A 14,818-nucleotide genomic window follows, 5' to 3' on the forward strand; every position below is an offset into this window, starting at 1 on the left:
GGACGAGCCGGCGCGGTCAGTACACGGTCAGCGCCCGCTCGGCGAACTGGGCGCGTACCCGCGCCAGCAGCTCCGGGCCGGGCGGCGTGGTGTCCGCGAGTGGGAAGGTCAGCCCCAGCTCGGCGTACTTGTGCGCGCCGAGGCGGTGGAACGGCAGCACCTCGACCCGCTGCACGGTGGCCAGGCCGGCGGCGAAGTCGGCGACGCCCGCCACGTTCTCCACCGCGTCGGTCAGGCCGGGCACCAGCACGAACCGGATCCAGATCGGCGTGCCGCGCTCGGCCAGCCGGCGGCCGAACCGCAGCGTCGGCGCGACGGTCCCGGTTCGCGTCACCCGGCGGTACGTCGCCGGGTCCCAGGACTTGACGTCGAGCAGCACCAGATCGGTGGCGTCGAGCAGGGCGTCGTCGGCGCGGACGCCGAGGAAGCCGGAGCTGTCCAGCGCGGTGTGCAGGCCGAGGGCGTGGCAGCGGCGCAGCACCTCGCCGGTGAACCGGGGCTGCATCAGCGGCTCGCCACCGCTGAGCGTGACCCCGCCGCCGGCCACCGAGATGAACCGGCGGTACCGCTCGATCTCCGTCATCAGGTCGTCCACCGTGCGGTGCCGCCCACTGCGCCGGTACCAGGTGTCCGGGCTGTGGCAGTACCGGCAACGCAGCGGGCAGCCGGCGAGGAAGGCCACGAAGCGGGTGCCCGGGCCGTCCACGCCGACCGAGACGTCCCAGGAGTGCACGGCCCCGGTCAGCTCCGCCCCGGTCAGCTCCGCCCCGGCCGGCCCGCTCCGCTCGGTGCCAGCCGGGGTGGCCGCTGCCGAGCCCGCGCCGGTCCGCCCGGGCCGGGGGGACCCGGGCGGCGACGGCGGCCGGACGGTCACAGGGACCCGTGGAAGGTCCGGGACACCACGTCCCGCTGCTGCTCGGGGGTGAGCCGGACGAAGTTCACCGCGTACCCGGAGACCCGTACGGTCAGCTGCGGGTACCGCTCCGGGTGCGCCATCGCGTCGACCAGGGTGGCCCGATCCAGCACGTTGACGTTCAGGTGGAATCCGCCGGCGTCGGTGTAGCCGTCCAGCACCCCGGCCAGGTTGTCGATCCGCTCCTGTCGGGTGCGCCCCAGCCCGTCCGGGGTGACCGTGCCGGTCAGCGACATGCCGTCGCGGGCCGCGTCGTACGGCAGCTTCGCCACCGACAGCGCGGCCGCCACCAGGCCGTGGGTGTCCCGGCCGTTCATCGGGTTCGCTCCCGGCGCGAACGGCTCACCGGCCCGCCGGCCGTCCGGGGTGTTGCCGGTGTGCCGGCCGTACACCACGTTGGAGGTGATGGTCAGCACCGACATGGTCAGCTCCGCGTCGCGGTAGGTGCGCTGCCGACGCAGCTTCTCCGCGAACGTCTCCACCAGCCACACCGCGAGGGCGTCGGCCCGGTCGTCGTTGTTGCCGAAGGTCGGGTGCTCGCCCTCGACCGCGTAGTCGATCGCCAGGCCGGTCTCGTCGCGCAGCACCTTGACCGTGCCGTACCGGATCGCGGCGAGGCTGTCGACCGCCACCGACAGCCCGGCGATGCCGGTGGCCATGAACCGCCGCACCGGGTAGTCGTGCAGCGCCATCTCCAGCCGCTCGTACGCGTACCGGTCGTGCTGGTGGTGGATGACGTTCAGCGCGTCCACGTACGTCTCGGCCAGCCAGTCCAGCATCCGGTCGTACGCGGCCAGCACCTCGTCGTAGTCCAGCGTCTCGCCGCCGACGGGCGCGACCGCCGGGGCGACCTGCTCGCCGGTGAGCTCGTCGCGGCCGCCGTTGATCGCGTACAGCAGCGCCTTGGCCAGGTTGGCCCGGGCGCCGAAGAATTGCATGTCCCGGCCCACCCGCAGCGCCGACACGCAGCAGGCGATAGCCGTGTCGTCGTCGTACGCCGGGCGGATCAGCTCGTCGTTCTCGTACTGGATGGCGCTGGTGTCCAACGACACCTGGGCGCAGAACCGCTTGAACCCGGCGGGCAGCCGCGGCGACCAGAGCACGGTGAGGTTCGGCTCCGGCGCCGGGCCGAGGTTGTAGAGGGTCTGCAGGTAGCGGAAGCTGGTCCGGGTCACCAGCGGCCGGCCGTCGACGCCCATCCCGCCCAGCGACTCGGTGACCCACGTCGGGTCGCCGGAGAAGAGCTGGTCGTACTCGGGCGTGCGCAGGAACCGGATGATCCGCAGCTTGATCACGAAGTCGTCGACCAGCTCCTGGGCGTCCAGCTCGGTCAGCCGACCCTCGGCCAGGTCCCGGCGCAGATAGACGTCGATGAAGCCGGCGGTGCGCCCGAGCGACATCGCCGCACCGTTCTGCTCCTTCGTCGCGGCCAGGTACGCGAAGTACAGCCACTGGATCGCCTCCCGGCCGCAGGTCGCCGGGGCGGAGACGTCGTACCCGTAGCCGGCGGCCATCTCCGTCAGCTCGCCCAGCGCGCGGATCTGTTCGGCCAGCTCCTCCCGGTCGCGGATCACCTCGTCGGTCGACGGCCGGTCGTCCAGGGCCGCCATGCGCGCCCGGCGTTCGGCGATCAGCCGGTCCACGCCGTAGAGCGCCACCCGGCGGTAGTCGCCGATGATCCGCCCCCGCCCGTACGCGTCGGGCAGCCCGGTGATCACGTGCGAGCGCCGCGCCGCCAGCACGTCGGCCGGGTACGCGTCGAAGACCGCGTCGTTGTGCGTCTTGCGGTACGTGGTGAAGATCCGGTGCACCTGCGGATCGGCCGCGAAGCCGTACGCCGCCAGCGCGTTCTCCACCATCCGCAGCCCGCCGGCCGGCATGATGGCCCGGCGCAGCGGCGCGTCGGTCTGCAGGCCGACGATCAGTTCCCGCTCCCGGTCGACGTAGCCGGGGGCGTGCGCCGTGATGGTCGACGGGGTGGCCGCGTCGACGTCGTAGACGCCCCGGCGGCGCTCTTCGACGAAGAGCTTCCGCAGCGCGCCCCACACCTCCAGGGTCCGGCAGGTCGGCCCGGTCAGGAACGAGGCGTCCCCGGTGTACGGCTCGTGGTTGGCCCGGACGAAGTCGGCGACGTCCACGCCGTCCCGCCAGGCCGTGCCGGCGAGGCCGCGCCAGGGGTCGAGGTGGGTGCTGTCGGTCATGGCCGGTCCTTCCGGGCTGGGTGCCGCGGCGGCGGGGCCGCCCGCCGGCCGTCCGACCGGCGGGCGGGTGGGCTGGTGGACACCGGTCACGGCTGGAGCACCAGTCGGGCGGTGACCCGGCCGGCCAGCACCTCCGCGACGGCCTCGTTGATCTCGTCGAGCTTGCGGACCTCGTAGCTGACCCGGGTGCGTCCGGCCGCGTGCAGCCGGAACACCTCGGCCAGATCGGCCCGGGTGCCGACGATCGAGCCGATCACCGTGATGCCCTTGAGGACGGTCTCGAAGACCGGCAGGGTGAACCCGTTCTCCTTCGGCAGCGACACCAGCACCAGCCGGCCGCCCCGCCGCAGGCAGCGGTGCGCCTGCTCGATCACGGCGGGGCTGGCGGCGAGCACGATCGCGACGTCCACCCCGCCGAGTGCGGTGATCGCCTGGACCGGGTCGGTCGCGGCCGCGTCGACCGTGTGGGTGGCGCCGAGGGCGGTGGCCAGGTCCAGCTTGTCCGCCGTCACGTCGACGGCGACGGTCTCGCCGCCGAAGAGCTGCGCGTACTGCTGGGCGAGGTGCCCGAGGCCGCCGATGCCGAAGATCGCCACCCGGTCGCCGGGTCGCACCCCGGCCACCTTCACCGCCTTGTACGTGGTGACGCCCGCGCAGGTCAGCGGCGCCGCCTCGAACGGGTCCAGCCCGTCGGGCACGCGTACCGCGTAGCGGGCCGACGCGACGGCGTACTCGGCGTGCGCGCCGTCCACCGCGTAGCCGGTGTTGCGCTGCGACTCGCACAGCGTCTCCCAGCCGGTGACGCAGTACTCGCAGGTGCCGCAGGCCCAGCCGAGCCAGGGCAGGGCCACCCGGTGCCCGACGGCGTGCTCGGTGACGCCCGGACCGACCCGCTCGACGACGCCGACGCCTTCGTGGCCGGGTACGAACGGCGGGTTCGGCTTGACCGGCCAGTCGCCGTGGGCGGCGTGGATGTCGGTGTGGCACAGCCCGCTCGCCTCGATCCGGACCAGGATCTCGCCTGGGCCGGGCTCCGACACGGGGCGGTCGATGATCTCCAGCGGCTGATCGAACGAGGTGACGACGGTTGCGCGCATCGGGGGCCTCCTTGGTCCGGTGTTCGCTCGCACCACCAGCCTCGTCCGCTGTGGTCGGAGCCGGCAGGGGCGCAGGACCGGCGATGTCCGGGACCAAAGACCCCACCGCTCGGCCTACCGGAGAGGTGCCGCCACGCCGCGCGCCATGGCGCGCGGCGTGGCGTGGGAGGGGTGTGCGGGTCAGGGGTCGACGACCAGGCGGTGTGCCCGCAGCACGCGGGCCCACCACGGCCGGGGTCGGGTCGGGCGCAGCGCCGGGGCGCGGGTGCCGCGCAGGCTGACCCAGCCGCCGGGTCCCATGGTCACCGCGCCGATCGCCGGCGGCCGGCGTCGGCTGGCCACCGCCACGGCGGCCGTGACCAGCCCGTTGGCGAGCACTCCCGCCGCCGCCGCGAGCACCTGGTCCGGGTCGGGCAACGCCCGGTAGCGGACATGCCCGCCGGTCAGCACGAACGCTCCGACCGCCCGGCCGGCGCGGGTGACCGGCACCAGCGCGGCCGCCGGCGTGCCGGGCAACTCCAGCACCGGCCCCACCGGTACGGGCGACACGGGCACCGCTGCCGGCTCGGATGCCCGCCGCTGCGGCGGGCTCAGCGGGGCGGGGCCGGTCGGGTTGAGAATCGCGGTCATCGGACTGCCTCCTAACGGGAGTCGGACGTGCCGGTGGTGGGGTCGACGGCGGCGCGCCCGGCGGCCAGCCGGGCGATCGGCACCCGGTAGGGCGAACAGGAGACGTAGTCCAGTCCGGCGTCGGCGAAGAAGGCCACCGAGTCCGGGTCGCCGCCGTGCTCGCCGCAGACCCCGATGGTCAGCTCGGGCCGGGTGGCCCGTCCCTCGGCCACGGCCAGCCGGACCAACCGCCCGACGCCCTTGGCGTCGATGGTCTCGAACGGCGAGACCGGGAAGATCCCCCGCTCCAGGTACGCGCTGAAGAACGATCCCTCCACGTCGTCGCGGGAGAACGCCCAGGCGGTCTGGGTCAGGTCGTTGGTGCCGAAGGAGAAGAAGTGCGCCTCGGCGGCGATGTCGCCGGCGGTCAGCGCCGCCCGGGGCACCTCGATCATCGTGCCGATCGGGATGGCCGGCGCGGCCGGCACCTCCGCCAGGACGCGTTCCGCCTCGACCCGCACCGCGGCCAGCTCCTTCACGTCGCCGACCAGCGGCACCATGATCTCCGGTCGCGGGTCGCCGCCGTCGTGGATCCGCTGCGCCGCCGCCTCGGCGACGGCCCGGACCTGCATGGCGAACAGCCCCGGGACGACCAGCCCGAGGCGCACGCCGCGCAGGCCGAGCATCGGGTTCGACTCGTGCATCCGGCGGACCGCGACCAGCAGCCGGCCGTCGCGCCCCGGGTCCTCGCCCCGCGCCTCGGCCCGGGCCACCCGAGCGGTCAGCTCGTGCAGCGGGGGCAGGAACTCGTGCAGCGGCGGGTCGATCAGCCGGATGGTCACCGGCAGGCCGTCCATCGCCGCCAGGATTTCCACGAAGTCGGCCCGCTGCAACGGCAGCAGCGCGTCCAGCGCGGCGGCCACCTCCGCCGGTCCGTCGGCCAGGATCAGCCGCTCCACCAGCTGCCGCCGCTCGCCGAGGAACATGTGCTCGGTGCGGCACAACCCGATGCCGGTCGCGCCGAACTGGCGGGCCCGGCGGGCGTCCGCCCCGGTGTCCGCGTTGGCCCGTACGCCGAGCCGGCGCACCGCGTCGGCGTGGCCGAGCAGCCGGTGCACCGCCGCGACCAGCGGATCGGCCTGCGGCTCCAGTTCGCCGGCGAGGTAGCGGGCGACGGGGGAGGGCTGCACCGGCACCTCGCCCGCGTAGACGCGTCCGGTGGTCCCGTCGATGGAGATCACGTCGCCGGCGCGGATCACCCGGTCGTCGACGGTGAACTCGCCCCGCTCCGGGTCGACGCGCAACGCGCCCGCGCCGCAGACACAGGTGCGGCCCATGCCCCGCGCCACCACGGCGGCGTGCGAGGTCTTCCCGCCCCGCGAGGTGAGCACCCCGACCGCGGCGACCATGCCGGGCAGGTCGTCCGGGTTTGTCTCCGCACGGACCAGGATCACCGGTGCGTCGGCGGCCGCCGCGGCAGCGGAGTCGAAGACCACCCGCCCCACCGCGGCCCCCGGGGAGGCGCCCACCCCGACCGCGAGCGGCTCCGGCGCGCCCGAGGTGTCGAAGGCCGGGAACATCAGTTGGGCCAGCTGCCCACCGGTGACCCGCAGCAGCGCCTCGTCCAGGGTGATCAGCCCCTCGTCGACGAGTTGCGCGGCGATCACGAACGCGGCGGCGGCGGTGCGCTTGCCGACCCGGGTCTGCAACATCCACAGCTTGCCGCGCTCGATGGTGAACTCGATGTCGCACAGATCGCGGTAGTGCCGCTCCAGCGTCGCCATGATCTCCGTCAGTCGGCGGAAGCTGGCCGGGTCGATCCGCTCCAGCTCGGGCAGGGGCAGGGTGTTGCGGATGCCGGCGACCACGTCCTCGCCCTGCGCGTCGGCCAGGTAGTCGCCGTACACCCCGGGCGCGCCGGTGGCCGGGTCCCGGGTGAACGCCACCCCGGTGCCCGAGCCGAGGCCGAGGTTGCCGAAGACCATCGCCATCACGTTGACCGCGGTGCCCAGGTCGTCCGGGATGCGCTCCTGCCGGCGGTAGATCCGGGCGCGCTCGGCGTTCCACGACTCGAACACCGACCGGATGGCCAGGTAGAGCTGCTCGTGCGGGGCCTGCGGGAAATCGTGCCCCACCTGCCGGGCGAAGATCTTCTTGTACGTCTCCACCAGGTCGCGCAGCTGCTCGGCGCTCGGCCCGGCCGCCCCGGCGGTGGCACGCAACGCGGCCAGCTCACGCTCGAACTCCTCGGCCGGCACCCCGTACACCGTCCGGCCGAACATCTGGATCAGCCGCCGGTACGAGTCCCAGGCGAACCGCTCGTCGCCGCTGCGCGCGGCCAGCCCCCCGACGGTGGCGTCGTTCAACCCGATGTCCAGGATCGTCTCCATCATCCCCGGCATCGAGTACCGGCCGCCGGAACGGACCGCCAGCAGCAGCGGGTCGTGCGGGTCGCCGAGCCACCGGTCCAGCCGGGCCTCCACCTCCCGCAGGTGGGCGTTCACCTCGTCGAAGAGCCCGTCCGGCGGCGAGCCGGTCCGCAGGTACGCCCGGCAGGCGTCGGTGCTGATGGTGAATCCCGGCGGCACGGGCAGGCCCAGTCGGGTCATCTCGCTCAGGTTGGCGCCCTTGCCGCCCAGCAGCTCGGCCCTGCCGCGGTCACCTTCGATGAAGTCGTAGACGTACTTGGGCATGACCCTGGCCTCCACTCGTGCCGCACGGACCTCTCCATCCGTTGGTACCAATGCGCCGGGCCGCGCCGGCAGGGCCGGACGGTACGTGCGCCGGGCCAGAGGGCCCGGGTTGTCGGAGCGGGTGCGTATCGTCCGGGGACGTGACCGCCGACCTTCAGCTGCGCCCGGTGCGCGACGACGACCTGCCCGTGCTCTTCGCCCACCAGCAGGATCCGCAGGCGAACTGGATGGCCGCCTTCGGCCCCGCCGACCCGGCCGACCGGGCGGCCTTCGACGCGCACTGGTCGCGGATCCGCGCCGACCCGCGGATCGTGGTGCGCGCCGTCACCGTCGGCGGCGAGGTGGTGGGGCACGTGAGCGCCTTCCCGGTCGAGGAACGCACCGAGGTCAGCTACTGGATCGACCCGACCCGCTGGGGCCGGGGGTACGCCACCGCCGCGCTGACCGCGCTGCTGCGCGAGCTGCCGCAGCGGCCGGTGCACGCCCGCGCCGCCAAGGACAACCGCGCCTCCCTCGCCGTGCTGCGCAAGTGCGGCTTCGTCGTAATCGGCGAGGACTCCGGGTACGCCGCCGGCCGCGGCACGGAGGTGGCGGAATGGGTGCTGGAGCTGCCCGCCCAGGGGGCTGACCAGGGCAACCACTAGTGTCCCCGGGGTGAACTGGTTGGAACTCGTCGGCTGGGCCGGCTCCGCGCTGCTGGTCTGGTCCCTGCTGCAGACGCGCATCCTGCGGCTGCGCGCGCTCAACCTCGTCGGCTGCCTGATCCTCATCGGCTACAACGCTTCGCTGCACGTGTGGCCCATGGTCGGCCTGAACGTGGTGCTCGCCGTGATCAACGTGTGGTACCTGCGGAAGATGCTGGCCACCCGGCACGACGAGGAGACCTACCAGGTGGTCGAGGTGGGCGTCGACGACCAGTTCCTGGCGCACACACTGCGGGTGCACGCCGCCGATATCGCCCGGTTCAACCCCGACTTCCGGTGGCCGGCGCCCGCCGCCGAGCGGTCGGCGTTCCTGGTGGTCCGCGCCGACGAGGTGGTCGGCGTGGTGCTCTCGCACGCCGAACCCGACGGGGTGGCCCAGATCGACCTGGACTACGTCACCCAGCGGTTCCGCGACTTCACCCCGGGGGAGTTCGTCTACCGCCGCAGCAGCCTGTTCACCGACCGGGGCTTCCGCCGGGTGGTCAGCCCGCCCGGCATGGTCGCCCCCTACTACCACCGGCTCGGTTTCCGCCCCGAGGGCGGCTCGTACGTGCTGGACCTGCCGACCTCCACTCCGGCGTAGGCGGCACCCGCCCGGAGGATTCACCCGGGTCCGCGCTGGGCACTGACAGGCCTACGCCGGTCGGGTCCTCCGTCCGGCGGTGTCGGCCACGGCGGCCGGCGCCGGTCGCGTGAGGAGAGAACCGGGCGTGCAGAGCTACTGGAGCCAACTGGCCCTGGTCGGAGTCCTGGTGGTCCTGAACGCGATCTTCGCGGGCAGCGAGATGGCGCTGGTGTCGCTGCGCGACAGCCAGGTGCAGCGGCTGGAACGCGCCAGCCGGGCCGGGCAGGTGCTGGCCCGCCTCGCCAAGGACCCGAACCGGTTCCTCGCCACCATCCAGATCGGCATCACGCTGGCCGGTTTCCTGGCCTCCGCCGCCGCGGCGGTCTCGCTGGCCAAGCCCCTGGTTCCGCTGCTCGGGTTCTTCGGCGGCGCCGCCGAGACGGTCGCCATCGTGGTGGTCACCCTGGCGCTGACCTTCGTCACCCTGGTCTTCGGCGAGCTGGCGCCGAAGCGGATCGCCATGCAGTCCGCCGAGCGGTGGGCACTGCTGGTGGCCCGCCCGCTGGACCTGCTGGCCACCGTCACCCGGCCGGCCGTCTGGGCCCTCGGCGCCACCAGCGACCTGGTGGTCCGCCTGGTCGGGCTCAACCCGAAGCACCAGCCCGAGGAGATCGGCCCGGACGAGCTGCGCGACATCGTCGCCGGCAACCACGGCTTCACCAAGGAGCAGCGCACCATCATCGCCGGCGCGGTGGAGATCGCCGACCGGCAGCTCCGGGCGGTCCTCGTACCCCGGTTGCAGGTCTTCACGCTCGACAGCGGGACCACCGCGGAGGCCGCCCGGCTGCTGCTGGCCGCTACCGGCCACTCCCGGGCCCCGGTGGTCCGGCACGGCGGCCTGGACGACGCGGTCGGCGTGATCCACCTCCGTGACCTCGTCGGCGTCCCCGACGACCGCCCGGTCGACGAGTGCGCCCGCCCGCCCATGCTGCTGCCCGACTCGCTGCCGGTGGTGGACGCGCTGCGCCAGTTCAAGGCGGAGCGGCAGCACATCGCCCTGGTGGTGGACGAGCGCGGCGCCGTCGACGGGATCGTCACCCTGGAGGACATCCTCGAGGAGATCGTCGGGGAGATCTACGACGAGACCGACCGGGACGTCCGATCGGTGCGCACCGAGGCCGACGGCGCGCTGCTGCTGCGCGGCACCTTCCCCGTGCACGACCTGCCCGACATCGGTGTCGAGGTGCCCGCCCGCCCGGCCGGCGACTACACCACCGTCGCCGGCATGGTGCTGGCCTGCCTCGGGCACATTCCCACCGTCGCGGGGGAGAGCGTCACCATCGACGCCTGGGAACTGGAGGTGTGCGCGATCGACCACCGCGCGATCACCCAGGTCCGGCTGCGCCGCGTCGCCCCGCCCGCCGACGAGGGCACCGACCAGGAGGAACAGCTCCTGGACGAGGCCCGCAGCGGACCCGACCGGCGGCCGGGCGTCCACCGGCGCGCCGGCCGTCCGCGCCGGCCGTCCGCGCGGCCGGCGGCACGGCGGGGAGTGGGCGCCGGCCGGGCCGCGCGGGCCCCGCGGCCGGGCGACACGGGCGGGGGAGCGGGCGACGGCCGCCCCGCGCGGGCCGGGCCCGGTCGGACCGGCTCAGGGCGGCGGGCCACCGAAGGGGAAGCCGGGCACCGGCGGCAGGAGCTGCACCTGGTCGGCGGGGAGCTGCCGGCTGCCTCGGCTCAGCGCCCGCGCCACCACCCGGATCGCCCACGGCCCCGACGGGTGCCGCTCCGCCCCGATCAACCGCCCCACCACCCGGCTCCACCAGTGCCGGGTGACGATCACGTCGGTCAGCCGGAGCCGGCCGTCCGGGAAGCCCCCGCGCACCACCACGTCCACCACCCGGCCGAGCCGCCGGCCGTGCAGGTCGTACGCGGCGCGGCCGAGCAGCTCACCCGCTCGCACGGTCGGCTCCCGGGATCCGGTCGATCAGGTGCCGGCGCAGCCAGGCCTCCGCCGACGGCCGGGGCAACTCGTCCGCGCGGATGCGCAGCCGTACCGCGCTGTCGATCCGGGTGACCTGGGCGAACGGGATCCGCAGCGGCCGCACGGGCGGATCGTCGGCGAGCCGGTCGGCGACCGCGACCAGGAACCGGCCCGTCCGCCCACCGATCCGCCGGGCGAGCGCCGCCTGGCCGGTGAGCAGGAAGGCCACGTACGGGAACCCGTCGGCGTCGACGGCGAACTCCACGTCGTCGACCTTGCCGACCAGCAGGCCGTCGCGGTCCACGATCTGCCGGTCCAGCAGCTGCCGGCCCAACTGGAGCCTCATCGGCCCATCCCCGTCGTGACGGCGAGCGGGATCGCGGCCACCGACGCCGCCACGATCACCACCAGGAACACCGCGCCGAGCAGGTTCAGCGCCGGCCCGTTGACCCGGTCCCCCAGGTACGTCCGGTCGTTGGCCACGATCAGGATCGGCAGGTACGTCAGCGGCAGCGCCACCGCGCTGACCACCAGCATGTACTCGGTCAGCCGCACCGGGTCGACCGAGGTGAGGAGCACCAGCACCCCGAGCAGCACGCTGACCAGCAGCACGCTGTGGAAGCGGGCCGCGTCCCGAGGGCTGACCCGCTTGCCCCACTGCCAGCCGAAGTACTGCGCCGCCGTGTACGCCGCCGACAGCCCCGTCTCCAGCGCGGCGCCGAAGGTGACCGCGAAGAACGCCAGCGCGGCGATCGCCAGCCCCACCCCGCCGAACGCGATGACCGCCGGCGCGGCCACCTGGTCGAGCGTCGACAGCGAGGTCCCCGTCGGGTGGAAGACGACCGCGGCGGTGGCCACCAGCGACAGGGCGAGGAACCCGCCCACGGGGAAGCCGACCAGCACGCTCGCCCGGGCGTCGGCCAGGTCCGCGGCGCTCCACTTCTCCTCCACCCCGCCCGAGGAGAAGAAGAACACCTCGTACGGGCTGACCGTGGAGGCGAACAACGCCACCGCCACGAACCAGTACGCCGCCCAGCCCTGCCCGGCCGCGCCGGGGTGCAGCGCGCCCCGGGCCAGCGCGCCCCAGTCGGTCGGCAGCCGGAACAGCGCCACCGCGAACACCACCAGGGCCAGGCCGGCCAGCCCGAAGACCCGCTCCATCAGCTGGAAGCGCATCCGCCAGAGCACCAGCCAGACCCCGAACGCGGCCACCGGCACCCACAGCAGGTAGCTCACCCGCGAGGCCAGGTGCAGGGCGAGCGCCACCCCACCCAGCTCGGCGGCCAGGGTGAGCACCGTGACCAGGTAGGAGGCGACCAGGTTGAGCAGCGCGACGCGCGGCCCGAGCCGCTCCCGGACCAGGTCGAACACCGCCCGGCCGCTCACCGCCGCGATCCGGCCGGCCATCTCCGCGTACGCGCAGATGCCGACCACCCCGGCCACCAGCACCCAGGCGTGCCCCATGCCGAAGCGGGCGCCCGCCTGGCTCGCCGCCACGAGGTCGCCGATGTCGACGAAACCGCCGACGGCCGACAGCACGCCGAGCGTGGCGGCCAGCAGCTTCTTCACCTCAGGTACGCGTCGGCCGGCGTCATCGAGGCCGACGATAGCGGCGCGCGGACCCACTTTCCCGACAAACCGGGCAGGCCCGGTCGGTCAGCCGGCGGTCAGGTTCTGCAGGCGGACCTGGCCGCGCGAGACCAGCCGGCCCTCCCCGTCGGTGATCTCCACCTGCCAGAGCTGCTGGCTCCGACCGCGGTGCACCGGAGTGCCGACGGCGGTCAGCTCGCCGTCGCGGACCGCGCGGAGGAAGTCCGTCTGGTTGGACACGCCGACCACGGTGCCGCGCCCGCCGAGCCAGATCGACCCGCCGACGCTCGCCGCCGTCTCCACCACCGCGCAGTACACGCCGCCGTGCTGGATGCCGAACGGCTGGTGCAGCTCGGGGCGGACCTCCCAGCGGATGACCACCCGGTCGGGACCGACCTCGTCCAGCTTCAGCCCGAGCAAGGCGACCAGGCCGCCCGTCAGGTCCGGCATCTCCACGACATTCCTCCTCGTTTCGCGGAGCCGCCAGCCTAGTCAACCGCCGGAACGACCAAACCCGGTACGGTCCGGTGCCCGGCATGGGGGAGAATCGGTGACCGTGACCGACAGCAACCTCCCGCCGGGGCGGGACTCCCTGACCGAAGACCTGCGGTGGCGGGGCCTGATCCAGGATTCGACCGGCCTCGACGAGCTGCGCGAGCTGCTCGACGGCGGGACCGCCACCTTCTATGTGGGCTTCGACCCGACCGCCCCCAGCCTGCACGTCGGCAACCTCATGCAGGTCGTGATGGCCCGCCGGCTCCAGCTCGCCGGGCACCGGCCGCTGCTGCTGGTCGGCGGCGCCACCGGGCAGATCGGCGACCCCAAGGAGAGCGCCGAGCGCACCCTCAACCCGCCCGAGGTCATCGCCGGCTGGGTTCAGCGGATCCACGATCAGCTCGCGCCCTTCGTCTCGTACACCGGGGAGAACGCCGCGCGGCTGGTCAACAACCTGGACTGGACCGGCGAGATGTCGGTGGTCGAGTTCCTCCGCGACGTCGGCAAGCACTTCCCGGTGAACAAGATGCTCGCCCGGGAGGTGGTCAAGGCCCGGCTGGAGACCGGCATCAGCTTCACCGAGTTCAGCTACCAGCTGCTGCAGGCCAACGACTTCTTCGAACTGCACCGCCGGCACGGCTGCCAGCTCCAGTACGGCGGCTCCGACCAGTGGGGCAACATCACCGCCGGCGTCGACTACGTGCGGCGGCGGGGCGCCGGCCCGGTGGAGGCCTTCACCACCCCGCTGGTGACCAAGTCGGACGGCACCAAGTTCGGCAAGAGCGAGACCGGTGCGGTCTGGCTCGACCCGGAGATGACCAGCCCGTACGCCTTCTACCAGTTCTGGGTCAACGCCGACGACCGGGACGTCACCCGCTACCTGCGCTACTTCAGCTTCCGCTCCCGCGAGGAGATCGAGGCGCTGGAGAAGGAGACCGCCGAGCGGCCGGCCGCCCGGACGGCCCAGCGGGCCCTCGCGGAGGAGCTGACCACCCTGGTCCACGGCGAGCGGGAGATGGCCCAGGCCGTCGCCGCCAGTCAGGCGCTCTTCGGCCGGGGGTCGCTCGACGAGCTGACGCCCGAGACGCTACGCGCCGCGCTGACCGAGGCCGGCCTGGTCCACCTGGATGAGCTGCCCGACGTGGCCGGGCTGCTGCGCGACTCCGGCCTGGTGCCGAGTCTCAAGGAGGCGCGGCGGGTGATCGCCGAGGGCGGCGCCTACGTCAACAACTCCCGGGTGACCGAGGTGGACGCGACGGTCGCGCCGGAGGACCTGCTGCACGGCCGGTACCTGGTGCTGCGCCGCGGCAAGCGGTCGTTCGCGGGGGTTGAGCTGCGCGGATAGTCGCCGCTTGATGGTGTGACGGGGGACGCGCCCGGCCGAGTTGACGATCAACTCGCCGGGCGCGTACCTTTCTCTCTGCCAGCGCGGAACGGACGAAACAGGCGAAAGACCTGGTAGGCCGGGCGCGGGAATGGTCTGGGGGTCGGCCGGGTTGCTATCCGGTACGGTCCTGGACCGGGCTCTTCCGGGGCTTGCGAAAGCCGGTGGGAGTGCGGGAATGACTCCGGGGTCGGATGGGTTGAGTCCCATGTGAGCTTGGATCGGGCGGTGCCCCGAAGACGCTGCGAGGCGGATTTGGTGAGGCGGAGCCGACCGGGTATGGTTCATCGCCGGTAGGGAACCGGGCGTGCGTGCGGGAGACCGCGGCGGCCGGCCTGTCGGAAGCCATGAGGACAGCGGTGAGAGCCGGTGGTTTTGTGGTGCCCGTAATTGTGGTGGAAGTGGTGTGGATCGCGATAGAGCGGTTTGACACGGCGGATATCGGCGGGTAGCGTAGTAAAAGTGCCCGGCGCGGAAGCGCCGGTCGCGTCAGAGCGGAAATGCCCCAGGTCGGGGGTTCCACGGATGTGGGGCTTTCGGGTGGTGTGTGGTTGTTCTTTGAGAACTCAACAGGGTGCTTGAA

Annotated in this window: 11 protein-coding genes and 1 pseudogene; 4 read left to right on the forward strand and 8 right to left on the reverse strand. The window is 73.5% G+C overall.

Annotation, left to right across the window (positions count from 1 at the left end; genetic code table 11):
- Positions 1-16 precede the first annotated feature (16 nt).
- The 5 genes from pflA to ppdK all read right to left on the reverse strand — a co-directional run bounded on the left by pflA (position 17) and on the right by ppdK (position 7,513).
- The gene (pflA, locus tag KBX37_RS30055; protein WP_374103925.1) at positions 17-874 is read right to left on the reverse strand and encodes a pyruvate formate-lyase-activating protein; all 858 of its coding nucleotides are present in this window, start codon (positions 872-874) and stop codon (positions 17-19) included.
- Complete coding sequence (gene pflB, locus KBX37_RS30060; RefSeq protein ID WP_210779249.1) at positions 871-3,114, reverse strand: formate C-acetyltransferase; 2,244 nt, start codon at positions 3,112-3,114, stop codon at positions 871-873. The genes pflA and pflB overlap by 4 nt, the downstream gene beginning before the upstream one ends.
- 86 nt (positions 3,115-3,200) lie before the next feature.
- Positions 3,201-4,211: an alcohol dehydrogenase AdhP gene (gene adhP, locus KBX37_RS30065; RefSeq protein ID WP_210779250.1), complete on the reverse strand. Its 1,011-nt coding sequence runs from the start codon at positions 4,209-4,211 to the stop codon at positions 3,201-3,203.
- Positions 4,212-4,391: 180 nt separating this feature from the next.
- Positions 4,392-4,841 (reverse strand): hypothetical protein, encoded by a 450-nt coding sequence (locus tag KBX37_RS30070; protein ID WP_210779251.1) that lies wholly within the window; start codon positions 4,839-4,841, stop codon positions 4,392-4,394.
- Positions 4,842-4,852: 11 nt separating this feature from the next.
- Positions 4,853-7,513, reverse strand: coding sequence for a pyruvate, phosphate dikinase (ppdK, locus tag KBX37_RS30075; RefSeq protein ID WP_210779252.1), 2,661 nt, complete (start codon positions 7,511-7,513; stop codon positions 4,853-4,855).
- A gap of 140 nt (positions 7,514-7,653) precedes the next feature.
- Here ppdK and KBX37_RS30080 point away from each other — a divergent pair, with 140 nt between their 5' ends.
- The 3 genes and pseudogenes from KBX37_RS30080 to KBX37_RS30090 form a co-directional block, all read left to right on the forward strand.
- A complete protein-coding gene (locus KBX37_RS30080; RefSeq protein WP_210779253.1) occupies positions 7,654-8,157 on the forward strand; it encodes a GNAT family N-acetyltransferase in 504 nt (167 codons plus the stop codon).
- A 10-nt stretch (positions 8,158-8,167) separates the two neighbouring features.
- Positions 8,168-8,800, forward strand: a complete 633-nt coding sequence (locus KBX37_RS30085) for a hypothetical protein (protein ID WP_210779254.1) — start codon at positions 8,168-8,170, stop codon at positions 8,798-8,800.
- Positions 8,801-8,927: 127 nt separating this feature from the next.
- Positions 8,928-10,190: pseudogene (locus KBX37_RS30090) on the forward strand (hemolysin family protein); the annotation flags it as partial.
- A gap of 541 nt (positions 10,191-10,731) precedes the next feature.
- Here the strand turns inward: KBX37_RS30090 and KBX37_RS30095 are convergent.
- The 3 genes from KBX37_RS30095 to KBX37_RS30105 form a co-directional block, all read right to left on the reverse strand.
- Positions 10,732-11,112: a hypothetical protein gene (locus KBX37_RS30095; protein ID WP_210779255.1), complete on the reverse strand. Its 381-nt coding sequence runs from the start codon at positions 11,110-11,112 to the stop codon at positions 10,732-10,734.
- Positions 11,109-12,335, reverse strand: a complete 1,227-nt coding sequence (locus KBX37_RS30100; RefSeq protein WP_210779256.1) for an NRAMP family divalent metal transporter — start codon at positions 12,333-12,335, stop codon at positions 11,109-11,111. Before KBX37_RS30100 ends, KBX37_RS30095 begins: the two co-directional genes overlap by 4 nt.
- 87 nt (positions 12,336-12,422) lie before the next feature.
- On the reverse strand, positions 12,423-12,806 hold the full coding sequence (locus KBX37_RS30105) for a PaaI family thioesterase (protein WP_172894699.1): 384 nt from the start codon (positions 12,804-12,806) through the stop codon (positions 12,423-12,425).
- A 106-nt stretch (positions 12,807-12,912) separates the two neighbouring features.
- On the opposite strand from KBX37_RS30105, the gene tyrS reads away from it, so the two are divergent.
- Positions 12,913-14,196 (forward strand): tyrosine--tRNA ligase, encoded by a 1,284-nt coding sequence (gene tyrS, locus KBX37_RS30110; RefSeq protein WP_210779258.1) that lies wholly within the window; start codon positions 12,913-12,915, stop codon positions 14,194-14,196.
- The last annotated feature ends 622 nt before the right edge of the window (positions 14,197-14,818 follow it).

The organism is Micromonospora sp. U56 (assembly GCF_018070095.1).
Taxonomy (GTDB): domain Bacteria; phylum Actinomycetota; class Actinomycetes; order Mycobacteriales; family Micromonosporaceae; genus Micromonospora; species Micromonospora purpureochromogenes.

Bases quoted from the DNA above. Each gene is read 5' to 3' on its own strand.
- pflB (WP_210779249.1), bottom strand. From the start codon at position 3,114: ATGACCGACAGCACCCACCTCGACCCCTGGCGCGGCCTCGCCGGCACG.
- adhP (WP_210779250.1), bottom strand. From the start codon at position 4,211: ATGCGCGCAACCGTCGTCACCTCGTTCGATCAGCCGCTGGAGATCATC.
- KBX37_RS30070 (WP_210779251.1), bottom strand. From the start codon at position 4,841: ATGACCGCGATTCTCAACCCGACCGGCCCCGCCCCGCTGAGCCCGCCG.
- ppdK (WP_210779252.1), bottom strand. From the start codon at position 7,513: ATGCCCAAGTACGTCTACGACTTCATCGAAGGTGACCGCGGCAGGGCC.
- KBX37_RS30095 (WP_210779255.1), bottom strand. From the start codon at position 11,112: ATGAGGCTCCAGTTGGGCCGGCAGCTGCTGGACCGGCAGATCGTGGAC.
- KBX37_RS30105 (WP_172894699.1), bottom strand. From the start codon at position 12,806: ATGCCGGACCTGACGGGCGGCCTGGTCGCCTTGCTCGGGCTGAAGCTG.